Source organism: Bartonella sp. AC130YNZD (assembly GCF_042196865.1).
GTDB lineage: Bacteria > Pseudomonadota > Alphaproteobacteria > Rhizobiales > Rhizobiaceae > Bartonella.
In genome coordinates this window covers 1-24,835 of record NZ_JBHIQZ010000019.1, presented here as the reverse complement: position 1 = coordinate 24,835, position 24,835 = coordinate 1, and the positions used below count along the sequence as shown (strand labels likewise).

The following is a 24,835-nucleotide window of genomic DNA, read 5'->3' as shown; positions in this document are numbered from 1 at the left end:
TTAAGAGGTATTGGTGTTCCAGAACCAATGATATCTGTCTCAAGAAACCTTGCTGTTGCCTTTTCTTTAATATAAACACCTCTTCTTATACGCTTTATTTGGGCTGATGAGATGTCTGCAACTTGCTTTTCAGTAAAGCGTTCGACTTGTTTTGCTGCAGTGTTTAGAGCATTACGCAAAGGCCCAATTAAGGCGTGGTACTTGAAGACTGGTAGAAGGTATCCTTTACCTGTTGAAGATACCATTTTGGGTAGATGATTAACTTCAACTTCTAAGCCTTTTTAAGAGTAGGTGTTGATGATTGAGAGACCTTAGATTCTTTTGGTTTTTCGAGAGAGGTTTCCTCTGTTACTGTTTCAGATAATATTTGGTTGGGTTCTTTTTCTACTTGCTTAATGTGTTCAATTGTCTTGTCGGGTTTTATTTTTGTTTGAACATCAACAAAAGGTTTTACAGCATTAGCGCGCTTGAGACGTGCGTAGACTTGATTGGAAACTTCAACAAATGGATTATTGGGTGTTGATGGTTCAAAGCGAACAGTGCTTTTATTGTCGCCAACAACACACATTGGCTTAGTGATGACAGCTTTCATTATGGCTCCTTTTGAGTCATAATTAATGACATCATTAGTCAAATATTGATTTTTATTCTGTGAAAAATTGTTTAGCCGATTGTCAACAGAAAAAATCATGATCTTATGCTTTTTTATTTTTTACCTAAAGTTGGTGTTTTAAACATTAAAAATTGTAGAAAAAATTCAAGTAAGAAATGTTGATAACTTTGCTAAGACTTCGCCCATTACGCGCTACTATATCTAAAGAACTCGGTTGGTTGCAGCGTATCACACCTGTTGTATGCAGCCCTGTTCCCACCAATGAAACAGCAAAGCCTGCTATTCTAGCAAAATTTCCTCCACTCGTAATGGGCAAAACAATGGGTGTTTTTGTTAAACGATTAAACGCTTCCGGTGACACAATCAGTACAGGATGCGTTCCTTTTTCTCATAGACAGAGGTTGGGTCAAGCGATACAAACCAAATTTTACCCCGCTTCATTACAAGAGCTCTCTGCCAACAAGCTTAGCATCAAACCACTCTACATCTTTATCCGCAAAATCGTCCGAAGTATTACATTGGACTAACAATTCTTCAAGAGTGTAATTTTGCGATATCTATAGCCAAACCCACTTGCATATTTCAATAAGATGAAGAACATCAAGCAATGCAGGTGGTGTAGAGAGCATAACTGATCCTCCAACTTTACGTAATTTTGTTGTATGCATAAAATGCCCTCTCTAATATTATAAAAAATATAACATAAAGCCCATGATTCAATAGCTTTTTATGCTTTTGTGTAAATGTTTAAGACGCGCATTTAGAGCAATACGCAATATACTCTGAATAAAGTCAATATTTTTTATCTCTCTGTTGATCTCGTCTATAAGAGGTTCGTAATTGAGAATGCTTTTCGGAATATCACCACCGTAAACCCATGCTTTTACTTGCGCTTTGGTACTAAAATCCGCATTCTTAGGTGTTTTGTAATACTGACCACCATCAAACTTTTCACACTCTCTTGTGCCGTCTTCATATTCGTAGAGGTTGTAAAAATACTCCTCTGTCCCATCCCCCATGGGGCATACCCACTGCCGTTGCAACAAACCTCTTTCGCATGGGTTGTTTACGGTTTTTTAAGAATAGATGTTTTAAAATGAACATGCTTTAATCCTAATTTTACAAATTTGTCTATTTGCCTCAAATTTGACCGTACAGAGCGTTTTATATGATAGGTTTTTTATCATAAAATCTTTAAATCACTCTGTACGGTGCCATTTTGTCGATTTAAATGCACATCCAATCAAAAAACGATCAGAAATTTTCACTAGTTTGCTAACCTGCAATGTTTTTCACTTGCTTTTCAACCAACGTGAGTGGTCTTGAATTCTCTCTCATTGCCTTTTCTTTCAGCCTTTTTTCACGGGTATTCAAAACAGCCTGGTGTACAAGATTGGTTTTTGTCAAAAGACTATTTTCCAAATCACGACATAATTTTACTAACTCACGAGTGTTTGGAAAAAACGTATCCGATAAACCTTCTACCTCATCGCATAAAATCCGTTTAACCGTTTTTATGAGTGACCACGCAGAAACACTTTCCAAAACCATTCCATAGGTAAGCGCCATACCTTCATGATCTGCCTGTTGCGAAATTTTTTGAACCACACGAAAGCATCCGAATTGCCTTGGCTATGTCCTCTCTAACCCGTTTAGCTTTTTTCGTAATGTTCTCTTGCACGTGGATGGAAGGTTGGTTTTCTACACCCGTTTCGATTTGCTCTGATGTAGTCTCAACAGCAGCAACCTATGTTGGTTCGTCAACCTGTTCGTTTGTTTCTAAATTTTCAGAAGCAGTTTTTTTTTGCTAAAATGATAGTTTTAGTTTATATATATTCTTATTCTGGTTCTTTATAGCTTGATTTTGCTTAGTGTTTGCTTAAGCAAAATCATTAAAATGTTTTTTATAGCGTTTTTATTGTACACTTTTTTCCAGCCTCACTATGAATTTGCGATATGTGCAATTTTTTATCAGTAAAATCTTTTAACTCTTCTTCAATGCGCGTATTCGACAAACCATTATCTTTCTCAAGAAGTTTATCATTCTTCATGAGATATTCGACAATAGTTGCAAACTTTTTTGCGAGCAATTGCAAGCGCGGGCAAGCATTTCAAAATCTGTTTAATTGGTGCTTTTTTGTCATACATGCGAATGAAAAGCGTTATATAAATGCCCCTTTGTTCTCATGTCATTCATCTATCTCACTGTTCCAGTCATTCAAAAGGAATCTTATCCATGGCATTGCATTAGACATGCGCATTCCCTTCTTTAACTAAATATAAAATTGCTAAAGCATTTGCTTCGTTGTCATCTTTTGGATTGTATTCTTTTGCACACACCGTCTTAATCATCTCTTCTTGTGAGGCATTGACTTTATCTGTTGTGATCTTCATTTTGTAAGCCATTGCTGAAAACGCAAATAGCGCATACTATCGCCTTTAAAACGACAAAATTCAAAATTGACAAGTGGCACTTGTTATACTGCTGTCTACACGAGAAATCGCCCAGCCTGTCTTAGATCTAGATCAAGGCAGAGAACGGTTTGTGTATTGATGATCATCTTCCCCCGTGAAGGCTGTTGCGTATTTATATGTGCGCTATGACAGAGCGTGTTGTGATTGCCTGTCTTGAAAAAATGGTCGTGAGAAAGTACTTGAAACTACTTTTGGGCCAATTTTTTACTGCCATTCGAGGAAAAATAATCTTAGAAGCAGTTGATTTTCGAATTAACTCTTCTTGTTTTTGAATCACATCTTTTTGTGCACGTATTATTTCAGCTTCTTTATCTACTATTTTGTCTTTTGCATCTATCTCTTTTCTGAGCTTTTGCGTCGTTTTACAAGAGTCATGAAGAGTATAAGCCAATCCCAAATTAGCAATATTGATTGCCTCTCCATCCTATAAAGACGAGGAGGAGGTCAAAGTGCTAAAAAGGTACCTCAAAAAGCAGCAATGATTCGTATTTTAGCACCACCGCGGTGCCGTCTTATAGCGTTATAATAAAGTTACGAAAGGTGGTTTAGAAGGTGCTTTAATTTTTTTGATTTTTAATAAATCATTGGAAAATAAGAGAGATTAAGATAATCTGGTGCGGACGGCGGGACTTGAACCCGCAAGGTCTTCGACCGGCAGATTTTAAGTCTGCTATGTTTACCGTTTTCATCACGTCCGCGATGTGAGTTCTCTCATAAGCTATATCTTTTATTGAATCAAGAATTAATGACAAAAGAAACATTTTTCATTTTTTAGTGAAATTTTGACTGACAATAGTTTCCTTTATCGATAGAAAAAGCTTTTATAATGTAAATAAAGTATGAAATGATTAGTGTTATGAGTCAATTTATTCAAGACGTCACAAAAGCTATGGTGGGATTGCATCACGTGTTTGCTGAAACACCACTTCAAAGAAATGATTTTCTTAGTCAAAAGTATGATGCAGAAATTTATTTAAAGCGTGAAGATTTAACACCGGTGCGGTCTTATAAGATTCGTGGTGCTTTCAATTTTGTTTCAGAAATGCTTAGCTGTATATCACCAGATTCTGTATTTGTTTGTGCTTCAGCGGGGAATCACGCGCAAGGGGTTTCTTTTGTTTGTCGTTATTTTAAACGTAAAGGCGTGATTTTCATGCCTATGACAACGCCACAACAAAAAATTGAAAAAACACGTATTTTTGGTAAAGAATTCATTGATATTCGTTTGGTTGGTGAAACATTTGATCAATGTTATGAAGCTGCGCAATCCTTTGTCGTAGAGAGCGGTGGTGTAATGGCTCCACCTTTCGATGATATTCGCATTATTACAGGGCAGGCAACAGTGCTTTGTGAAGCTGCTTTACAATGGAAAAAACTCAATGGAGAAAGTGAGCCAGATTTGATGATTGTGCCAGTAGGGGGTGGTGGTTTAGCAAGTGGAGTGAGCAAGTTTTTACATGAATATGGTTGGAAAACAAAGCTTCGTTTTGTTGAGCCGCAAAGAGCTGCAAGTTTGCTTGCTTGTTTGGAGAGTGGAAAACGCGTCAAGCTTGAAAGCATTGACACTTTTGTAGATGGTGCTGCTGTGGCTGAAATTGGTGCACTAAACTATACAATTCTAAAGCAATTTCCCCCTGATTCTGTCATTACGGTTCCTGAAAATCGCGTTTGTTCTACGATGGTTGAAATGCTTAATGTTGAAGGTGTGGTTCTTGAACCGGCTGGTGCTTTATCGATTGATGCGCTTAACAGTATTCCTCCTCAAGAGTTAAAGGGGAAAAAAATTCTTCTCGTTATTTCAGGAGGTAATTTTGATTTTGAGCGTTTGCCAGAAATTAAAGAGCGTTCTTTACGTTTCCAAGGGTTGAGAAAATATTTTATTTTTAGTTTTCCGCAACATCCTGGTGCATTGCGTCATTTTCTTTCCACATTATCACCAGATGATGATATCGTACGTTTTGAATATCTTAAAAAGTCAGCGAGAAACTTTGGTTCTGTATTGGTTGCGATTGAAACAAAAAAATACGGTAATTTTTGTCTTTTAGAGGAAAAATTTCAAGCGTTAGGTTGGCGTTATCGTGATATTACTGATGATCAAACGTTATTTGATTTTGTTATTTGAGAAACTGAAATTTTACTAAAACAAGAAGTATAATGATGAAACCTATTTTTTATTCGGTGCTGAGTCTATTTTTCTTTTTGATTGTTAATCAACAGAGTTTAGCATCTCAGCCAACAATAGTACAAAAAGATGAACTTTCAAGAGTCGTTGTTGATGTCAATAATGCTATAAAAAATGGGGATTTTATACCTATTTCTCGTTATATGCCTGAGCGGCTTTATAAAGAGATGGCACATCGATTGAATACAACAGAGAGTGCTTTACGTAGTGATTTTCTTCAACAGTTGCATAAGAAATTTGAGGGGTTGCCTTCTGGTGCTTATTATTTAGATAAAGAAAATATAGAGTATTTACAAACTGATAACGGTACTTTGTATGCTTTAATTCCAACAGTTCTTGAGATGAAAGATCGCATCATTCAATATAAAACTTTGGCGATTTTTGATAAAAAACAATGGTATTTAATTTATGGCGGTCAAAAAACTTTACAAAATCCAGTTTTTCTCGAGATTTATCCTGATTTTATCAAGGTACATTTACCGATGGATACAATCATCAAAAAGTAAACGATCTAAATATTGTTTTTATTCATGATAAATGTATTTCGTAAAGTTCTTGCTTTTTTATCATAATCCAAAGATAATAGAGATGAAGGCATTTAGGCTGGTTTGTTGGCTTTTTGTAAAGTGAAGTTTATACGCCTTTATCTTGATTTCAAGGTGTTCATGAGTTGCGCAAGCCGCTTTTTAGGCGTTGCTTCATTTAAAATGTCAGGGATTTCTCTTGCGCGGATTCTTGAGTGGAGAGTTCAGATGGTTACTTCTTTTGAGTTCTTCAGCTAAGGAAAGATTTTATTTTGCCTATAAAAGAAGAAAATGTTTTTACAAAGTTAGGTTTGCCTACTCTTTTGATTAAAAATTTACTCATTGCTGGGATGAGTAAACCTAAACCTATACAAGAACAAGCTATTCCAGTGATGTTGAAAGGACACGATATTTTAGGTGTTGCTCAGACAGGCTCTGGAAAAACCTTGGCATTTAGTTTGCCTATTTTAAGTCAGATTTTGGCTTTAGGTGATAAACGCTGCCCTAAAACTGCACGCGCTTTGATTTTAGCTCCAACGCGCGAACTTGCTGTTCAGATTGATGAAGCGATTCGCACTGCGGCGAAAGGAGCACATCTTTCAACATGTCTTATTTTTGGGGGCGTATCACGTTTAAAACAAATTAAACGTATGGAAGCAGGTGTGGATGTTTTGATAGCGACTCCAGGGCGTTTGAGAGATCTTGTTCGTGAAAAGTGTGTTGATCTTTCCCAATCTCGTTTTTTGATTTTGGATGAAGCAGATCGTATGTTGGATATGGGGTTTATTCATGATGTTAAGCAAATTGCAAAGCTTTTGCATCAAGAGCGTCAGACAGCACTCTTTTCTGCAACAATGCCGAGGGAAATTGCTGTGCTTGCAAAATGTTTACTCAATGATCCGGTTAAAATTGAAGTTGTTCCTCAAGGTACTACGGCTGTAGAGATTTGCCAAAAATTATATTGTGTTCCTACGAATGAAAAAAAGAATGTTTTAAGTAAACTTTTGACAAATCCAGCTTTTGATTCGGTTATTGTTTTTACTCGAACTAAACATGGGGCAGATGCTGTCACACGTAGTTTAGAAAAGATAGGATATTTAGTCGCAACAATTCATGGAAATAAATCACAAGGTGCTCGCCAGTCTGCTTTAAAAGCTTTTCGTGAAAGATCTGTGCAGATCCTAGTGGCAACAGATATTGCTGCACGCGGTATTGATATACCAGGGATAAGTCACGTTATTAATTACGACTTACCAGATGAAGCTGAAAGTTATGTACATCGTATTGGTCGTACAGGACGTAATGGCGCATCTGGTGTAGCACTTACGCTTTTTGATGAGAAGGTAGAAAGGTCCCGCTTGCGGGCTATAGAGCGCTTGATTCATATGAAATTGGTGGCTGAGGCTGTTCCAGAACAATTTGCAGCGTTTCCAGAAAAGCCAATTGTACGAGAAAGTAAAGAAAAAGAAAACGATAAGGAACGCCGTTTTAAAAAATCTAAACGTCAAAAACAGTTTTTAGGTCGAAAAGATGATGCTGCACAGTTGCAACGAAAGAATTCTTCACCTCAAAATGAGAGGCATCAAAAAGCAAAAGCGGTAGTAAAGCGTGCAAAGACTTTTCGTTTTCGGAAATCAGTTAAGAAGGCTGCTTAGATAAAGTCTTGAAAAAAGATCATGTACAGGAGATCTTTTACTTTTGTTGATTTATTCTCAATTGAAAAGAGTTAAAAGTAAGAAGATCCTTCAGAGGTTTTCATTTTTTAGAAATGAAAACTTCTAACTTTTTGGATTTATTAAAAATCTTTATTGTAGAGGCAATTATTTATTTGCTTTATTCCCATTTTTTTAAATGGGAATAAAAGTAGATTTTATTTATATAAAATTATTTTTATAAAGGATGTGTTTTATCTTTAATGATAACTTTTAATTTTAAAAATTGATGTCTAATAATAACTCATTGTTTTATATATTTAATAATTCACTATATCGTATTTTTTTCATTTTTAAGTTATTTATGCGGATCAATCAAAAGTATTCGCTTGCACGTTATGTGTGAAGTTGTCATATAGATAATCATTTGAAAAATAAATAAAATAATTTTTATAAACTCTTTCCAAGGCAATGGGGGATTGCTGAGATTGAGAGTTGGAAAATAGTACGATGGTATGGCTTTTATTATAAATAAAGATGGGGCTGATCAATCGATTTCATTTTATACCATTTACGGGGGTGTCATTGTGAAAGAGTCTTGGGGGATTTAAGAGATATCTCTTTAAAAAAGCATGTGACTGCATAATACAATAGCGAGAATGTCATGATTTCTGAAGGCTTTCTCAAGATTCTTAACAATTTAGCTCGTTATCTTGGTTTTTACTGTAAAACTATTATTTGGGGGGCTATAAAGCCTATAAGATTTTATGTATTAAATGTTTTATGACAGTGTGGTGAACAAGGCAAGGTTGTTTGTAAAGCGTTGAAGTGGCTAGCAAGGAGGCGACCTATTAGATAAGACGTTGGAGTGTTTACAGACTTGTTTTATGTTTTTTGCTTTTAGGATGGGGAGGAGGTTATGTGGGGTGTATGGAGATAATATATGACCTTGATTATTGTTTCTTCCATTTTTCAAAATGATTGCTTCATGAGCAGGTTTTTAAGTTTAATTTCTTTATTGAGTATAAATCATTCTTTCTTTGGAAAAAAAATATGAGACAGTTTCATTGCTGATGGAGCTTAATAATTCATCTTTGATGAAAGAAATCGTAATTTATAATTTATAATGTGCAAATAATTGCAGTGCCCTCTTATAGAGGTGCGGTGGTTTGAGAAAAGTAATCTTATTTGTGCTATTTTAAAATGAATCAATAGTTTTTTGCGTTCATTGCAAAAAAACACATCCCGTAGGATATTGCGTTTCTATTTTATTGCAAAAATTCTATTACCTCACTTTTATTAACGAATCCCTCATGTCTAAAAGCTTGAGAAAAAACAATAAACTACGTGGAATAAAAAAAGAAGTGGCTCCCCGGGCCGGATTCGAACCAGCGACCAACCGGTTAACAGCCGGTTGCTCTACCGCTGAGCTACCGGGGAATGGTGCCCAATCATCTCTTTGAAAAGGCTATAGCAAAGCAATACTGATTTGCAAAGAATAAAATTACTTTTTTTTAAAAAATATGATAAATTGTGTAATAAGAGGAAAAAAGGCGAGAGAATATTTCTACACCTTGACGGATGCGTTGCCTTCCCTTATTGAAACCTTTATGTTTGTTGACGAGGCCTCGTGGCGGAATGGTTACGCAGAGGACTGCAAATCCTTGTATCCCGGTTCGATTCCGGGCGAGGCCTCCAGCCGATTTTAAACGAAACGGCTTTTAGGGGAGATGAGGTATAGGAAAATAGATTATTTCCCTCTATTCTTGTGAAGACACTTTTGTATGAGAGATTATACAGTTAAAATCTAATTGTTGACTGTAGCATCCTTTTTTCTAACACCCATAGTTTAAGAGATCTTCGTCCCTTGTTGTCGTTGTTTTGTTTGTTTTTTGTAGGTTAGGAGAAAATATTCGTTATGGTTGCAGATTTTGCTGAGCTTCGTCGCAAAATGGTTGACAATCAAATTCGTACAGTCGATGTAACGGATTTATCAGTTCTTGAAGCCTTTTTAACGGTATCTCGTGAAGATTTTGTATCGGAAGATATGAAAGTATTAAGTTATCTTGATACTGATATTGTTCTATGTCCAGTGCAAGATGGGGTTTCTGCACGCTATTTGATGAAACCTGCGTCTCTAGCGAAATTACTACAGCTTGCCGCTGTAAAATCATCAGATGTTGTTTTAGATATTGGTGCAAATAGTGGTTATTGTGCAGCGTTGCTTGCAAAACTTGCAGGGTCTGTGATTGCGCTGGAAAGTGATAAATCTCTCTTTGAACGTGCTCTTGAAGCTTTAGAACGTAATCAATGTGATAATGTGGTTGTCGTTCATGGTCCATTAGAGCAAGGATATGCCGTTGAGGGACCTTATGATGTGATTTTCATTGAGGGATCTGTTGATTTTATTCCTCAAGGTATCTTTGATCAAATGAAAGACTGTGGACGTCTTGTTGTGGTTGAAGGGCATGGAAATGCTGCTGTTGCACAAATCTATATAAAAGAAGATGGGATCATCTCGGCTCGTCGTGCTTTTAACCTCGCTGTAAAGCCTCTTCCTTGTTTTTTCAAAACACCTGGTTTTGTGTTTTAGTGCTTGTTTGTTTTGTGAATAAAAGATAATTTTGTAATTTATTTGGGGTTTGTTATTGTGTGTATTATGTTTAGAGTAAACAAGAAGTTTCAGGCGTGTTTATTGCTGGTGCTGAGTGTTTTTCTATCAGAGGCTGTTTGTGCTGAAACATTGATGGATGCCTTTTCTAAGGCTTATAAATATAATGCTAAGTTGAATAGTGAACGTGCAGCTGTGCGTATATCCAGTGATGATGTTGTCATTGCGCGATCGGGGCTATTGCCACAAGTTGAGGGGGTTGGGAACTATGGGCGCAATAAGTCTTTTACAGGTCCTTATGTCACTTCTGGATCTATAGGAGTGAGATTAAATCAAAGATTATTTGATGGTTTTATCACGCAAAATATCTTTTCTTCAGCTCAAGTTAAGTTGCAGGCTCAGCGTGAATATCTTCGTAATGTTGAACAAAATACGTTTCTGGAGGCGGTGACCGCTTATGCTAATGTCTATCACGCACGTCGTGTTGCCGATCTTCGGAGAGAAAATTTGGCAGCTCTTGAGGAGCAAGTTCGTTCCAATAAAGCAAAATTTGATGTGGGTGAAGGAGGGCATGTTGATCTTGCTCAAGCTCAAGCTGCACGTTCCGTGGCGGTTTCAGAGCTGAGTCTTGCTCGTGCTGATGTAAAAGCAGCAGAGGCAGTGTATCGACAAGTTATTGGTTCTGATCCTGAAAAGTTAAAACGCCCACCTGTAGCCAAAGATTTTCCCGTCAACCTTGATATGGCTTACCAAGTGAGCGTTGTGATGCATCCAGCAATCCTTTATGCTAAATATTTAGTCGATGCGAGTGCTTATAATGTAAAGGCGAAAGAAGGGGCATTGCTCCCTAAAGTTGATTTTTCTGCAACCGCATCTTATAATCGAATCTACAGTGGGGTTGGAGAAGATGGCGTTTCTAAATCGATAGGGTTGTCAGTAAGTGTCCCAATCTTTGAAGGAGGGCGTACGTCTGCGCAAATTCGCCAATCAAGGGAACAGCTTGGACAGGCCCAGCTTCAACTCGATTTGGCGCATAGTAATACGCGACAAGCACTTACTTCTGCTTGGTTTCAGTTGGAGGGCGCTCGCTCATCTGTTATTGCTTACCGTGAAAGTGTTCGTGCTGCTGAAATTGCTCTGAAAGGTCGTGTTCAAGAAAATCGTGTAGGGCAAGCAACGACGCTGGATGTTTTAAATTCTCGTACTCTATTGATTAATGCTCAGATTGCGCTTGCAATGGCAGAGCGTAATGCTGTTGTGGCGAGCTATAGTGTTCAATCTTCTATTGGTAAATTGACTGCAAGTTATTTAGGTTTAAAAACAATTAAATATATCCGATAATACATAAAAGTATCTCTTTGAATCTTATTAAATTATTTTAGTTTTTAAAAGATTAGTAAATCAACAGTTGAATATGTTGAAAGATATTGCGGCGAGATATTATTTTTATAAGTGTAGAAAACTGTGTGTAGCGCCCTCTTTATGACAAGCATATTTGAAAATATCGTAGGAGGCATGTTGATCTTATAATTCTTTTGCATACACTGAAAATATGATTCTATTTGTTGTTGCGTCTTTGAGAGGTTGTAAAGTATGGTACAGAGTTCAAGCGTGTTACGTGAGCCAAGTATGGATGAAATTTTAACATCTATTCGTGAAATAATCGAAGAAAATGCGGTTCAATCTGATCACTTTTTAAATGAAGATGTTGCAGTGAATGCTTCAGAAGTGGCATCCGAGGGTATTTATGATACAACCTTATCGGTTGATGATGCTATGAAAGCTTTAGCTGATCGTATTGGTCTTTCTTCTGAAAATCAAGGAGGGAAGATAACGCAAGAGAAAGAGGATATAGAGGCAGAAAATAATACAGTTGGTATGGATATGCAAAAGATGAAGCTTTCTTCTGAAGAACGGAATTCTGTTTATAAAGCAAAAGAATATGAAGATGAGATAAGGAAATCACAGTCAGACGCTGGAAGGGATGGTCATGTGGAATTGTCTGCATATTGTATTTCTTCTGCAGAAAAGATTGCAAAGGATGTGTTGCGTCCTGCTATAGCAGAATGGTTACAGTCTAAATTGCCTATTTTGCTGGAAGATATTTTGCGTGAAGAGATTGTGAAGGCGATTAAAAAATCGTCTTAATTATTTTTTATATTATTTTTATGTTTTTCATTTTATGGGGATTTTGTTTGCGATTTTGCGAGCTCTCTAGTGAATGGCTGAGATTCACGAGATTCTGATCAGGTTTTGATCATATATTGTGTTTTTCAGCGGCATTATGGATGGATAGAATGTTAGAAAAAAACTATGATGCTGCCTCTATAGAGCAACGGGTTGCAAAGAGATGGGAGATGCGTGGGGCTTTTAAAGCGGGAGCTGGTTCTAAAAGCGGTGCAGAACCTTTTTGCGTTATGCTTCCTCCTCCTAATGTTACGGGCTCACTTCATATGGGGCATGCGCTCAATACGACAATTCAAGATATAATAGTTAGATTTCAGCGGATGCGTGGCAGAAATGTGTTGTGGCAGCCTGGTATGGATCATGCTGGGATTGCTACGCAAATGGTAGTGGAGCGTCAACTTGCAGAACGCCAAGAGCCAACGCGTCAAGAAATGGGGAGAGAAAAGTTTATTGAGCGTATTTGGGAATGGCGTTATGAAACTGGAGGCGTTATTGCAAACCAGTTGCGTCGCCTTGGGGTTTCATGTGATTGGTCGCGTGAGCGGTTTACAATGGATGAGGGGGTGTCGCAGGCGGTTCATGAAGTCTTTGTCACGCTTTATAAGCAAGGGTTGATATATAGGGATAAGCGCCTCGTCAATTGGGACCCTAAATTTTTGACAGCTATTTCAGATCTTGAAGTTGAGCAAAAAGAAGTTCAAGGATATTTGTGGCACTTTAGATATCCACTTGAAGGTAAAATTTTTGATCCAAATGATGCGACAACTTTTATAACAGTGGCAACAACACGACCAGAAACAATGCTTGGTGATACAGGAATTGCTGTTAATCCTGAAGATGAGCGTTATAAAAATCTTATCGGTAAAAATGCTCTTTTGCCGCTTGTTGGTCGTAGGTTATTAATTGTTGGTGATAGCCATGCTGATCCTGAAGCTGGAAGTGGTGCTGTAAAAATCACACCAGCTCATGACTTTAATGACTTTGAAGTAGGACAGCGTAATCATTTACGCTTGATCAATATTTTTACCCAGCAAGCCGAGATTTTTCTTCGTAAAAATGAAGCATTTTTCGATGGTTTGATTTTATCAGATGAATTAAAAATGTTAGTAGAAAATCTCGATAAATCTGATCGTTTTGTTGCTCGCCAGAAGATTGTTTCTTTGATGGAAGAACAGGGATATTTAGCTTCTGTTGATGATCATACCCATATGGTTCCTCATGGAGATCGCAGTGGTGTCCCTATTGAGCCTTTTTTGACAGATCAATGGTATGTTCATGCTGCTGAATTAGCAAAGCCAGCGATAGAGGCTGTTCAACAAGGCAAAACGCAGTTCGTTCCCGATAACTGGAAAAAGACGTACTTCAATTGGATGGAAAATATTCAACCTTGGTGCATTTCTCGCCAATTATGGTGGGGACATCAGATTCCTGCTTGGTATGGTCCTGATGGAACGGTTTTTGTTGAAAAAAGTGAAAAAGAGGCTTTAGATTCAGCTTTTGCTCATTATGGTGAGGTTGTTGAATTAATCCGTGATCCGGATGTTTTAGATACTTGGTTTTCATCAGCTCTTTGGCCTTTTTCAACATTAGGATGGCCAAATAAAACGACTGAATTATCTACTTTTTACCCAACATCTTTATCTGTGACAGGATTTGATATTATTTTTTTCTGGGTTGCTCGTATGATGATGATGGGACTTCACTTTATGGGTGACGTTCCTTTCCCAACGGTTTATGTGCATGCTCTTGTACGGGATCAAAAGGGTGCAAAGATGTCAAAATCAAAGGGAAATATTATTGATCCCTTAGAGCTTATTGATCAATATAGTGCTGATGCACTTCGGTTTACTTTAGCTATTATGGCAGCACAAGGTCGTGATGTAAAACTTGATGTTTCCCGTATTGCTGGTTATCGTAATTTTGCTACGAAATTGTGGAATGCTACCCGATTTGCACAGATGAATGGTGTGAAGCATGATCCAGCTTTTAAACCAGAACAAGCAAAATTGGCGCTTAATCGTTGGATTTTAACAGAGTTATCTAAAACAATTTCAGCGGTTACGACTGGTATTGAACACTATAAATTTAATGAGTCAGCTGCTACTCTTTACCGTTTCATTTGGAATACATTATGTGATTGGTATTTGGAGCTTCTCAAACCTATTTTTCAGGGGGAAAATGAAGATGCTAAAAATGAGGCTCAAGCTTGTACTGCTTGGGTTTTAGATGAAGTTTATAAACTTCTTCATCCTTTTATGCCTTATATGACGGAAGAGTTGTGGTCTCTTACAGAAACGCAAGCCATCAAGCGTGAGGATATGCTCGCATTGACAAAATGGCCAGAGGAAACATTGATAGATGAAGAAGCTGCTGATGATATTAATTGGCTTATTGATGTCGTCACGGGGATTCGGTCTGTACGTTTTGAAATGAATATTCCAGTAGCGACACAAGCATCTCTTGTTGTTGTCGAAGGAGGGGAAGTAACGCGAGAGCGTGTGAAGCGTTATGATGCACTTCTTAAAAAATTAGCGCGTATTGAAGTTATTGATTTCTCTGATAAAGTTCCGGAAGTATCGGCACAAATGATTTTGGGAGAGGCTGTTTTTTGTTTACCATTAGGACAGTTGATTGATTTGGAGGCTGAACGTGTTCGTTTGAGGAAGGATGTCAGTAAAATTGAACAAGATATTGAAAAAATATCGCTTAAGTTAAACAACCCCCAATTTATAGCAAATGCAAAAGCAGAAATTGTTGAGCGTGAGCGGAACAGGGTTGTAGAACTGCGTGCAGCGCAGAAAAAAATATTTGTTGCTTTAGAGCGGTTAGATTGATTTCAACTTTTTCTTTTGTTAGTTTTTCATGAACGATCATAAAATCTCTACTGAAATCCATTGTTTTATGTTTATCATTAAAGAGACATCTTTTAAGGCATCCAAGCCTATTCCACGACGTAGATCATGAGTGGTATAACGGTAAATCCATTGAGCTTCCCTTCTTTATGCTTGTGAAGTAACAAGCGCCGGGGGGGCACCATTCTGTCCAATATCCGGACAACCCTTAGCTCAAACCGTTCGTAAGAGGCATTTTTAGTTCTTTCTTACACAGAGTTTTTATCCACATAGCTCTCTCTGCTTGTAATGTGCAAGCGGATGGTTTTGATTGATTTAACATGGAACAGGTTTGGAATGAGAGAATCTTACGATATTCGAGGTCCTCATTCAATATGCAAAAAGGTAAATTATCATTATAAATCAAAACATTGTTTTATTTCTGTAAAATATCATCATTTAGAGTAGCAATATAAGGCATGTAAAATTACACATGTGGTATTTTTTTGTATGTAGTGGTGAGTATTCTGAGGTAGAACTTGTGTGTAAAGTATGAAGTAACCCCATGTGAAATGATGTCAGGTGCAATCCGTTAAACAAAAAGCTTGTATTGTTTATAGATTGACGGAGACAAAAAACTTCATCTTTAAGGTGGTAAGGCAGTCGTGAAGTTATAAGTTAACTATCATCATTATATTTATCCATCTTTCGTATTGTTTTTTATATTTAAACGCTTACCATTCATCATGTATTCTCTTCATTCTCAAGTTGCTGTTTAATGTACGTTATTTTATTGAACGATTTTTACTCATACGTATAAAATTTTAAGATCGATAAAGCTTAGAATGTTAAAGGATGTGTTACAAAATATAGAATGATGATTTATATTTAAAAATCAATTTGTTGTATATAAAAATGGATACTTAATTTTATCGAACATTTTGGATGATTTTTATCTATTTGTCTTTTCTTTTAAAATTTTTACTTTAAAATCACGTATGCTTCTTACTAAGAAAAAGAGTTTAAATATCTACAAAGAAATTTGTAACAGATATAATCATTAAAATTGAGATAGGGGGGGAAATGGTTAATAGGTTTCAGATATGGAAAAAAGTCACGATTGTTGTGATTTTAGGGGGATTCTTTTCGACTGTTTATGTAATAGATGTCAATAGCTTGCAAGAAGCGAATGATGGTTCGTTTTATTTTTTTAAACGTGGCATGTCTGCTTATAAAAATGGGCATATAAATCAGGCTATTGCAGCATTACGTTGTGCAGCTAAGAGAGGTCATATTGGTGCGAATTGGAAACTTGGCTCTATCTATGCAAACGGTGATGGTGTCCCTAAAAATGATTATAAGGCATATAATTTTTTTGCATATATTGTTGAAAAAGGTGCTGATCTTGGTTCAGAGGATGAAAGTTATGTTTCTGATGCATTGGTTAAACTTGCGAGATATATAAAAAAAGGTATTCCTCAATCACCTGTGAAACCTGATCCTTCTTATGCTGCTCATCTTTATATGCAGGCTGCGGTAAACTATGGAAATCCTAAAGCTCAGTATCATTTAGGAAAAATATTTTTAAAGGGAGAGGGAAGGGAGAAGAATCTTATACAAGCAGCACGATGGTTTCAACTTTCAGCAAAAAAAGGAAATCCTTCTGCCCAAGCAATGCTTGGAAATATACTGCTTCAAGAAGGAAAAATTGTCCGTGGGGCAGCAATGTTAACTGCTGCCTATGAAAAAGCTAACGTAAAAGACAAAAATTGGATTCATCCTTTGCAAGAACAGGCTTTTGCTCTTTGTAATGAATCTGAGAGACGTACAGCAATTTCACTGGTTGCTGAGATTTTAAAGAATAACAGTTTTTAAACATCTGATTGTAATATTTTTACATTCTTTCATCTTATATTAAACTCTGTTTTCTTGTATACAAGTTCATAGTAAAGATAGCTTTTTTGATAATCTAATGGCTAATGACTTAGGATTTTAGACAAAAATTCTTGCGTTCTCGGTTTTCTTGCTTGCGGATCAGAAAAAAACTCTTTAGATGAGCAGTCTTCAAGAATTGTTCCTTGATCTATGAAAATAACACGCTCAGAGACTTTTTGTGCAAATCCCATTTCATGGGTTACACAAATCATCGTCATACCTTCTTCTGCTAAGCTAATCATGACATCGAGTACTTCACCTACCATTTCAGGATCTAGAGCAGATGTTGGTTCATCAAAAAGCATGACAAGTGGATCCATAGTTAAGGCACGTGCAATAGCAACACGTTGTTGTTGCCCTCCAGAAAGTTGACCAGGATATTTATCTTTGTGTTCAATGAGGCCAACGCGTTCAAGATATAACAATCCACGTTCAAGTGCTTCTTTTTTGCTTCGTTTTAGGACTTTGATTTGTGCAATTGTCAAATTTTCTGTGACAGATAAATGGGGGAAAAGCTCGAAGTGTTGAAACACCATTCCTACTTGACTTCGCAATTTAGGCAGATTCGTTTTTTTTGAATGAACAGGTATTCCATTAATCCAAATTTCACCTTTTTGAAAAGGGACGAGAGCGTTAATAGTTTTAATGAGTGTTGACTTTCCTGAGCCTGATGGACCACAAACGACAACGACTTCTCCTTTATTAATGTTGGTTGTACAGTTTTTAAGGACTTTAATTTCGCCATACCAATTAGAAACATTTTTTATTTCGATCATATGAGTAGACATTTTTTTTCCTGTTAGCGAATAATGGATACTTTTTTTTGTAAATACAAAACTATTTGTGACAGTGTAAAACAGATAACAAAATAGAAAATAGCTGCTAAGATATAAGCTTCTTGCTTTACACCAAAATTATTAGCAGCAATATCAAAACCATTCAAAAGGCTATGACCACTGATGGCATAAACAAGGGTTGTATCCTGAAAAAGGATAATAACTTGTGTTAAAAAGACTGGAAGCATATCTCTAAAGGCTTGAGGAAGAATGACAATGTACATACTTTGCCAATATGTCATTCCAAGAGCTTGTCCTGCATATTTTTGTCCTTGCGGAACTGAATTGATTCCAGCACGCATAATCTCAGCAAAATAAGCCGTTTCAAATGCGGTAAAGGTAATGAGTGCTGATTTATTTGCACCAATGGATATACCGGTTAAAAAAGGCAGAAGCACGAAAAACCATAAGATAACCATCACAAGTGGTATTGAACGCATAGCTGTTATGTAACTGATTGCAAACCAAGAAAGAAGTTTTATGGAAGAAAGGCGCATCATTGCTAAAAGCGTACCGAAAACAAACCCCAATACCGTTGCAAAAAGAGTTAGAAAAACGCTAAAGAGTAAACCTGATAAAATGTAAGAACGAAATACATCAAAGGTAAAAAAGGAAAAATCAAAGTCGGAAAAATTGAAAAGAGAATAAAGTCCAAACTGAGAGCTTATGAAATTTATCATATTCAATTTCCCTTTGTTTGAAAATTAGGAATTTTGAGTATTTGTTCAATGACTGTCATCACAATGAATACGAATAAAGCTATTAGAATATAAAGAGCCGTAACAAGTAAATAATTTTCGTAAACATGGCTTACCTCTTCAATTGCTTGGTATTGAAATTGCATGAGCTCATTTATTGAAACGGCGAATGCTATAGACGAATTTTTCACAATCCCCATTGCTTCTGAAGTAAGAGGTGGCATAATTGCACGTATAGCACGTGGTAGTATAATATAGCGATAACTTTGATAAGTTGTAAACCCCATTGCCATAGCAGCATAGCGTTGTCCAGAAGGAATCGCTTCAATGCCTGAACGAACCTGTTCAGCAATGCGTGCAGATGTAAAGAATCCCAATGCGCATGTTATTAAGAGAATGGGGGAAAATTTCATCGCTGGTGGATAAATCTTCGGAACAACAAAATACCACAAAAACACTTGTACAAGGAGGGGAATATTACGCATAATCTCTACCCAAATAGTACCGATAGTGCGAAATATATAATTGATTATGGATGTTTTGGGTAAAGTGCGCATTGTTCCTATAACAACACCACACAATACAGCTAATATAAGTGAAGTGATAGACAATATAACCGTATTTTTAAAGCCATCGAGAAGTGTATCTAAATAGGTATGGCTCACGCCGGGAGTTCCCAAGCATCCTGTTACCAATGTTTGAGTAAGGTCATCTCTACAAAGGAAAGAAAAGTCCATTAATTGATATTCCCTCAAATTAGTCATTCACAAATAGGACAATAAACCACGCGCATCTACATAGTCCAGATTTATTAAAAAGTGAATTAAAATATAAACCACACTCAATTTCAAAAGAGTGTGGTTCTTCTTTATTAAATTCTATAAATCTTTTTCTGCGTAGCTTTCTCGAGGCTTATTATTTGGGTGATCCCAAGCATATCTTGTTTGTTTTGACAAGGGAAGGTTCATAACAGTGTTAGCAGGTGGGATCGGTTTCATAAACCACTTATTATAAAGCTTTTCCAGTGATTCATCTTTAATCTGACGTACGATACTATCGTTGATTGTTTGTTCAAATTTTTTGTCATTTAATCTGAGCATACAGGCAATAGGTTCGACTGAAAGTACAGTATCAAGAATGACATAATCAGATGGATTCTTTGATTTAGCAATATGTCCAGCAAGAATTGAAGCGTCCATGACAAAAGCATCTGCCTTACCAGATTCTAATAATAAAAAACTATCTCCGTGATCTTTCCCCTTTAAAACTTTAAACTGAATGTTTTTTGCACGTTTATTTTTACGAATAAGTTGAACAGATGTTGTACCGGTGGTCGTTGCAACTGTTTTTCCATTTAAATCCTCAAGAGATTTAATGTTAGAGTTTTTCTTTACAGCAATCCGAACCTCTTCAATGTATGTCGTATAAGCAAATGCTGCTTCTTTACTGCGGGAAATATCATGTGTTGTTGAGCCGCACTCAAAATCATAGGTTTTATTTTTTAAGAGAGGAATTCTATTTTGAGAAGTGATGGGAAGATAATGAATTTTAATTGGTTTACCAATTTTTTTTGAGATATCATCAATGATCCGTTCTGCCATTTCTGTATGAAAACCTACATATTTATTATTACCAAGGGCGTAGGCTAAACCAGATGATTCACGGACACCTAAAGTAATTTCCCCTGTTCGTTTTATTTTTTCAAGAGTATCATGTTCAGCATGCGCGAAACTTGAGAATCCAATGGCCGTTGCTGCAATAAGCATTAATAATGATTTCTTCATTTATGTCCTCCATTCATTTATTTTTATTTTATTTGCTTAAGATATACTGTTTATATGCTGTAGCATAGTTATTATTTTTGAGTGGAATTTTTTTGTTGTCTCATGAAATGAGGATTTTACTTTCTTAATTGATATTAAGGTGAATCCAAACAGGAACGTGGTCGGATGGTTTTTGATATCCCCTTACTTCTGTTTGGCTATGAGCGCAAATTAATTGATCAACAGCTTCTGGTGATAATAATAAATGATCAATGCGAATCCCATTATTCTTAGGCCAGGCACCTGCCTGAAAATCCCAAAAACTGAAGGAGGGAGTATCGGTGACATTCCGGATAGCATCGTAAAGACCTAAATGAAGAATACGTTGGAATGCTTTTCTTGTTTCTTGAAGAAATAAGGCATCTTGATACCATTCTTGAGGTTTTTTTGCATCTAATGGAGTGGGGATGACATTATAATCACCTGCTAGAATAAGAGGTTCTTCATACGTAAGTAATGATTTTGCATGTGTATATAATCTTTCCATCCATTCTATCTTATAGGAATATTTTTCACTCTCAATAGGATTCCCATTTGGCAAATAGAGAGATGCAACACGAACAACACCTTTGTTTGTTGAATAAACAGCTTCAATGTAACGTGTTTGTTTATCATTATCATTGCCTGGTAATCGACGGATCACTTCATCTGGTGTTTTTTTAGAGAGAATCGCAACGCCATTAAAACTTTTTTGTCCGTGTGTTTCTATATGGTAACCTAAACTTTCAATTGCATCGCGTGGAAAATTTTCATCGATACTTTTAATTTCCTGTAAACAGACTATGTCCGGCTGGCTTTGCTGCAGCCATTGACATAATGTTTCATGTCGTGCTTTTATCCCGGCAATATTCCACGTTGCTATTTTCATGGCGCTCATCATTAGATATCCAATATGCAATTCAATTTACTGCATGTATGTTTTACTACAGTCACATCGCTACTTTTTTATTTATAGGGGATATTACTATGGTAAATTGATTTATCAAGAGTAGCAATAAAAGCAAATTTAAAGTTTTAAAATTTAATTTATTTTCATTTTTAAAAACTTTCTGCTGTTTAGTTCTTGACGAATGTACGTGTTCTCGCTATTAGAGATGGACATAACCGATGTGAATGTAATCAGACGTTTTGGATATGAACCGGAAGATTATTCACAGGTGTTAAGAAGATTAAAAGCAAATGCTAGTGCAAAAGGCTATTGCCTTCTCTGCTTATGGTCGGGTAAACTGTTTTTTTGCAGGTGTGCCCGATTTTGTGTGTAGACTTAGATATCTGTTCCGATTCTGTTGGGGTAGATAGAAATAAAAATAGAAAAGCCCGATTGGGTGAGACGAATGTAGATCGAAAAGAGGAAGGTTACATGCCTACCGTAAACCAGTTGATTCGCAAGCCGCGTGTGGCGCCAGTTAAACGTAATAAGGTTCCTGCTCTGCAGTCGAATCCGCAGAAGCGTGGTGTTTGTACGCGTGTTTATACAACAACACCGAAGAAACCTAATTCTGCTCTTCGTAAAGTTGCTAAAATTCGCTTGACGAATGGATTTGAGGTAATTGGTTATATTCCTGGAGAGGGGCATAATCTTCAAGAGCACTCTGTTGTAATGATTCGTGGTGGTCGTGTGAAAGACTTGCCAGGAGTTCGTTATCACATTATTCGTGGTTTGCTTGATACGCAGGGTGTCAAGAATCGTAAACAGCGTCGTTCAAAGTATGGCGCGAAGCGTCCAAAATAATATTGAGAGACAAAGCCAATGTCCCGTCGTCATAGAGCAGAAAAGCGTGAGATTAATCCAGATCCAAAATTTGGTGATTTGGTTATTATGAAATTTATGAATGCCATTATGTTTGATGGTAAAAAATCAGTTGCAGAGCGTATTGTTTATGGTGCGCTCGATTCTGTGGAAAAAAGAGTAAAAACAGATCCTGTGGCTCTATTTCATCGAGCTTTAGAGAATGTTGCTCCTCATATTGAGGTTCGTTCACGCCGTGTTGGTGGCGCTACTTATCAAGTTCCGATTGATGTTCGTCCTGATCGTCGTCAGGCTCTTGCTATTCGTTGGTTGATTGCGGCGGCACGTGGTCGAAATGAAACGACGATGGTTGAGCGTTTATCTGGTGAATTGATGGATGCGGCTAATAATCGTGGTTCTGCCGTGAAAAAGCGTGAAGATGTTCATCGTATGGCTGAAGCTAATCGTGCTTTTTCTCACTATCGCTGGTAGAAGTTTTAAACTAAGGCAAATATAATGGCTCGCGAATATAAAATTGAAGATTATCGTAATTTTGGTATTATGGCGCATATTGATGCTGGTAAAACTACGATGACTGAACGTATTCTGTTCTATACCGGTAAGAATCATAAAATTGGCGAGACCCATGATGGCGCTTCTACAATGGATTGGATGGAGCAGGAGCAGGAGCGTGGTATTACGATTACGTCTGCTGCAACAACGACATTTTGGGAAGGGAAAGACGGTCGGAAGCGTCGCTTTAATATTATTGATACGCCAGGGCACGTTGATTTTACGATTGAAGTTGAGCGCTCTTTGCGTGTTCTTGATGGTGCAATAGCCTTGTTGGATGCAAATGCTGGTGTGGAGCCTCAAACGGAAACTGTTTGGCGGCAAGCTGAGAAGTATCGCGTGCCTCGTATGGTTTTTGTTAATAAAATGGACAAAATAGGAGCTGATTTCTATCGTAGTGTGGAGATGGTTGGTTCTCGGTTGGGTGCTAAGGCGCTTGTTTTGCAGTTGCCGATTGGTGCTGAAAATGATTTTGAAGGTGTTGTTGATCTTGTAGAAATGAAGGCTTTAAAGTGGGATGGCTCTATTGGTGCCTCGGCGGTAATAAGTGAAATTCCCTCTGATTTAAAGGAAAAAGCTGCAGAATATCGCGAGAAATTGATTGAGATGGCTGTGGAGGTTGATGAAGCTGCGACAGAGGCTTATTTGGAAGGTGTTATGCCAACCAACGAGCAGCTTGTTTCTCTCATTCGTAGGGGAACGGTAGAAGTTCAGTTTCATCCGGTTTTTTGTGGTACGGCTTTTAAAAACAAGGGGGTGCAGCCACTTTTGGATGCTGTTATTTCCTATCTTCCTTCTCCAATTGATATTCCGGCGATTAAGGGTATTGATGTAAAGACTGAGGCTGAGACGACACGCGAATCTTCTGATGATGCTCCGCTATCTATGCTTGCTTTTAAAATTATGAATGATCCTTTTGTTGGTTCATTGACGTTCTGTCGTATTTACTCAGGTAAAGTTCAGAAAGGTATTTCTCTTGAGAATACTGTGAAAAAGAAAAAAGAGCGTTTGGGGCGTATGCTTCAAATGCATTCAAATTCTCGTGAGGATATTGAAGAAGCATTTGCTGGTGATATTGTTGCTCTTGCAGGACTTAAGGAGACGACAACAGGGGATACTCTTTGTGATCCTTTGAAGCCTGTTATTTTGGAGAGGATGGAATTTCCAGAGCCTGTTATTGAGATTGCAATTGAACCGAAAACAAAAGCAGATCAAGAAAAAATGGGTATTGCTCTTAACCGTCTAGCAGCCGAAGATCCTTCATTCCGTGTTAAATCAGATGAGGAATCTGGTCAGACTATTATAGCTGGAATGGGTGAGCTTCATCTTGATATTATTGTTGACCGTATGCGGCGTGAGTTTAAGGTTGAAGCAAATGTTGGGCAACCTCAAGTTGCTTATCGTGAGTCAATTACTAAAATGGCGGAAATTGATTATACGCATAAGAAACAATCGGGTGGTGCCGGTCAGTTTGCTCGTGTGAAAATTGTTTTTGAACCTCATGATGGTGATGACTTTATTTTTGAGTCAAAGATTGTGGGTGGTGCTGTTCCTAAAGAATATATTCCCGGTGTCCAAAAAGGGATTGAGAGTGTTATGGGGTCAGGTCCTCTTGCGGGCTTTCCTATGCTTGGTGTAAAAGCGACTCTCATTGATGGTGGCTATCACGATGTTGATTCTTCGGTTTTGGCTTTTGAGATTGCTGCTCGTGCGGCTTTTCGTGATGGGGCAAAGAAGGCTGGTGCACAGCTTCTTGAGCCGATCATGAAGGTGGAAGTTGTTACACCAGATGATTATGTTGGTGATGTTATTGGTGATCTCAATTCTCGTCGGGGACAGATTTCAGGAACTGAAGCGCGCGGTATTGCAACGGTTGTGAATGCAATGGTTCCTTTGGCAAATATGTTTGGTTATGTAAATACTCTTCGCTCTATGAGTCAGGGGCGTGCGCAGTATACAATGCAGTTTGATCATTACGAGCCTGTACCTTCGGCTGTTGCTTTGGATATTCAAAAGAAATACGCGTAATTTCAGGTTGGTAATTAATTTTTAACTTAGTCCTTGGCTTGGACGGAAAATGGAGAGCTCAAATGGCGAAGAGCAAGTTTGAACGAACAAAACCGCATGTTAATATTGGTACGATTGGTCACGTTGATCATGGGAAGA

Annotated in this window: 21 protein-coding genes, 3 tRNA genes and 6 pseudogenes; 13 read left to right on the top strand and 17 right to left on the bottom strand. The window is 37.3% G+C overall.

Going from position 1 to position 24,835, the window contains the following annotated elements:
- From ACFINU_RS07305 to ACFINU_RS07260, 11 genes and pseudogenes are all read right to left on the bottom strand, one after another.
- Positions 1-268: pseudogene (locus ACFINU_RS07305) on the bottom strand (hypothetical protein); the annotation flags it as partial.
- Positions 269-271: 3 nt separating this feature from the next.
- A complete protein-coding gene (locus ACFINU_RS07300; protein WP_375667484.1) occupies positions 272-592 on the bottom strand; it encodes a hypothetical protein in 321 nt (106 codons plus the stop codon).
- Between the two features lie 145 nt (positions 593-737).
- The gene (locus tag ACFINU_RS07295; RefSeq protein ID WP_375618577.1) at positions 738-974 is read right to left on the bottom strand and encodes a type II toxin-antitoxin system PemK/MazF family toxin; all 237 of its coding nucleotides are present in this window, start codon (positions 972-974) and stop codon (positions 738-740) included.
- A gap of 79 nt (positions 975-1,053) precedes the next feature.
- Positions 1,054-1,281, bottom strand: a pseudogene (locus ACFINU_RS07290) (antitoxin).
- Positions 1,282-1,329: 48 nt separating this feature from the next.
- Positions 1,330-1,717 (bottom strand): annotated as a pseudogene (locus tag ACFINU_RS07285) (hypothetical protein).
- Between the two features lie 171 nt (positions 1,718-1,888).
- Positions 1,889-2,221 carry a hypothetical protein gene (locus ACFINU_RS07280; protein ID WP_375618576.1) on the bottom strand — a complete coding sequence of 111 codons (333 nt, stop codon included), beginning with the start codon at positions 2,219-2,221 and terminating at the stop codon, positions 1,889-1,891.
- Between the two features lie 34 nt (positions 2,222-2,255).
- Positions 2,256-2,439: pseudogene (locus ACFINU_RS10470) on the bottom strand (hypothetical protein); the annotation flags it as partial.
- 78 nt (positions 2,440-2,517) lie between these two features.
- Positions 2,518-2,664 (bottom strand): hypothetical protein, encoded by a 147-nt coding sequence (locus tag ACFINU_RS10465; protein WP_404977805.1) that lies wholly within the window; start codon positions 2,662-2,664, stop codon positions 2,518-2,520.
- 196 nt (positions 2,665-2,860) lie between these two features.
- A pseudogene (locus tag ACFINU_RS07270) lies at positions 2,861-3,174 on the bottom strand (hypothetical protein).
- A 26-nt stretch (positions 3,175-3,200) separates the two neighbouring features.
- Positions 3,201-3,479 (bottom strand): hypothetical protein, encoded by a 279-nt coding sequence (locus tag ACFINU_RS07265; protein WP_375618575.1) that lies wholly within the window; start codon positions 3,477-3,479, stop codon positions 3,201-3,203.
- Positions 3,480-3,700: 221 nt separating this feature from the next.
- Positions 3,701-3,786 (bottom strand) — tRNA-Leu (locus ACFINU_RS07260).
- A gap of 146 nt (positions 3,787-3,932) precedes the next feature.
- Between ACFINU_RS07260 and ilvA the strand changes: the two genes are divergently transcribed.
- The 3 genes from ilvA to ACFINU_RS07245 all read left to right on the top strand — a co-directional run bounded on the left by ilvA (position 3,933) and on the right by ACFINU_RS07245 (position 7,449).
- Positions 3,933-5,210 carry a threonine ammonia-lyase IlvA gene (gene ilvA, locus ACFINU_RS07255; RefSeq protein WP_375618574.1) on the top strand — a complete coding sequence of 426 codons (1,278 nt, stop codon included), beginning with the start codon at positions 3,933-3,935 and terminating at the stop codon, positions 5,208-5,210.
- A 35-nt stretch (positions 5,211-5,245) separates the two neighbouring features.
- Positions 5,246-5,776, top strand: coding sequence for a hypothetical protein (locus ACFINU_RS07250; protein ID WP_375618579.1), 531 nt, complete (start codon positions 5,246-5,248; stop codon positions 5,774-5,776).
- Between the two features lie 290 nt (positions 5,777-6,066).
- Entirely contained in the window at positions 6,067-7,449 is a 1,383-nt protein-coding gene (locus tag ACFINU_RS07245) for a DEAD/DEAH box helicase (RefSeq protein ID WP_375618573.1), read from the top strand.
- Between the two features lie 1,362 nt (positions 7,450-8,811).
- Here the strand turns inward: ACFINU_RS07245 and ACFINU_RS07240 are convergent.
- Positions 8,812-8,886, bottom strand: a tRNA-Asn gene (locus tag ACFINU_RS07240).
- 184 nt (positions 8,887-9,070) lie between these two features.
- Between ACFINU_RS07240 and ACFINU_RS07235 the strand changes: the two genes are divergently transcribed.
- The 6 genes from ACFINU_RS07235 (at position 9,071) to ACFINU_RS07210 (ending at position 16,950) form a co-directional block, all read left to right on the top strand.
- A tRNA-Cys gene (locus ACFINU_RS07235) sits at positions 9,071-9,144 on the top strand.
- Positions 9,145-9,364: 220 nt separating this feature from the next.
- Positions 9,365-10,039 (top strand): protein-L-isoaspartate O-methyltransferase, encoded by a 675-nt coding sequence (locus ACFINU_RS07230; protein ID WP_375618572.1) that lies wholly within the window; start codon positions 9,365-9,367, stop codon positions 10,037-10,039.
- Between the two features lie 66 nt (positions 10,040-10,105).
- Entirely contained in the window at positions 10,106-11,398 is a 1,293-nt protein-coding gene (locus ACFINU_RS07225; RefSeq protein ID WP_375618571.1) for a TolC family outer membrane protein, read from the top strand.
- A 252-nt stretch (positions 11,399-11,650) separates the two neighbouring features.
- Positions 11,651-12,205 (top strand): DUF2497 domain-containing protein, encoded by a 555-nt coding sequence (locus ACFINU_RS07220; RefSeq protein ID WP_375612445.1) that lies wholly within the window; start codon positions 11,651-11,653, stop codon positions 12,203-12,205.
- A gap of 149 nt (positions 12,206-12,354) precedes the next feature.
- Entirely contained in the window at positions 12,355-15,078 is a 2,724-nt protein-coding gene (locus ACFINU_RS07215; RefSeq protein WP_375618570.1) for a valine--tRNA ligase, read from the top strand.
- 1,080 nt (positions 15,079-16,158) lie between these two features.
- Positions 16,159-16,950 carry a tetratricopeptide repeat protein gene (locus ACFINU_RS07210; RefSeq protein ID WP_375618569.1) on the top strand — a complete coding sequence of 264 codons (792 nt, stop codon included), beginning with the start codon at positions 16,159-16,161 and terminating at the stop codon, positions 16,948-16,950.
- A gap of 101 nt (positions 16,951-17,051) precedes the next feature.
- Here ACFINU_RS07210 and ACFINU_RS07205 read toward each other — a convergent pair whose 3' ends face one another.
- From ACFINU_RS07205 to xth, 5 genes are all read right to left on the bottom strand, one after another.
- Positions 17,052-17,798, bottom strand: coding sequence for an amino acid ABC transporter ATP-binding protein (locus tag ACFINU_RS07205; RefSeq protein ID WP_273791447.1), 747 nt, complete (start codon positions 17,796-17,798; stop codon positions 17,052-17,054).
- 11 nt (positions 17,799-17,809) lie between these two features.
- Positions 17,810-18,526 (bottom strand): amino acid ABC transporter permease, encoded by a 717-nt coding sequence (locus tag ACFINU_RS07200; RefSeq protein ID WP_375618568.1) that lies wholly within the window; start codon positions 18,524-18,526, stop codon positions 17,810-17,812.
- Between the two features lie 2 nt (positions 18,527-18,528).
- The gene (locus ACFINU_RS07195) at positions 18,529-19,281 is read right to left on the bottom strand and encodes an amino acid ABC transporter permease (protein ID WP_375618567.1); all 753 of its coding nucleotides are present in this window, start codon (positions 19,279-19,281) and stop codon (positions 18,529-18,531) included.
- Between the two features lie 141 nt (positions 19,282-19,422).
- Positions 19,423-20,328, bottom strand: coding sequence for a transporter substrate-binding domain-containing protein (locus tag ACFINU_RS07190; protein ID WP_375618566.1), 906 nt, complete (start codon positions 20,326-20,328; stop codon positions 19,423-19,425).
- 124 nt (positions 20,329-20,452) lie between these two features.
- On the bottom strand, positions 20,453-21,235 hold the full coding sequence (gene xth, locus ACFINU_RS07185) for an exodeoxyribonuclease III (protein WP_375618565.1): 783 nt from the start codon (positions 21,233-21,235) through the stop codon (positions 20,453-20,455).
- Positions 21,236-21,727: 492 nt separating this feature from the next.
- Between xth and rpsL the strand changes: the two genes are divergently transcribed.
- From rpsL to ACFINU_RS07165, 4 genes and pseudogenes are all read left to right on the top strand, one after another.
- The gene (gene rpsL, locus ACFINU_RS07180; protein ID WP_005773262.1) at positions 21,728-22,099 is read left to right on the top strand and encodes a 30S ribosomal protein S12; all 372 of its coding nucleotides are present in this window, start codon (positions 21,728-21,730) and stop codon (positions 22,097-22,099) included.
- A gap of 18 nt (positions 22,100-22,117) precedes the next feature.
- Positions 22,118-22,588, top strand: coding sequence for a 30S ribosomal protein S7 (rpsG, locus tag ACFINU_RS07175; protein WP_273791452.1), 471 nt, complete (start codon positions 22,118-22,120; stop codon positions 22,586-22,588).
- 24 nt (positions 22,589-22,612) lie between these two features.
- Entirely contained in the window at positions 22,613-24,697 is a 2,085-nt protein-coding gene (gene fusA / locus ACFINU_RS07170) for an elongation factor G (RefSeq protein ID WP_375618564.1), read from the top strand.
- 62 nt (positions 24,698-24,759) lie between these two features.
- Positions 24,760-24,835: pseudogene (locus ACFINU_RS07165) on the top strand (elongation factor Tu); the annotation flags it as partial.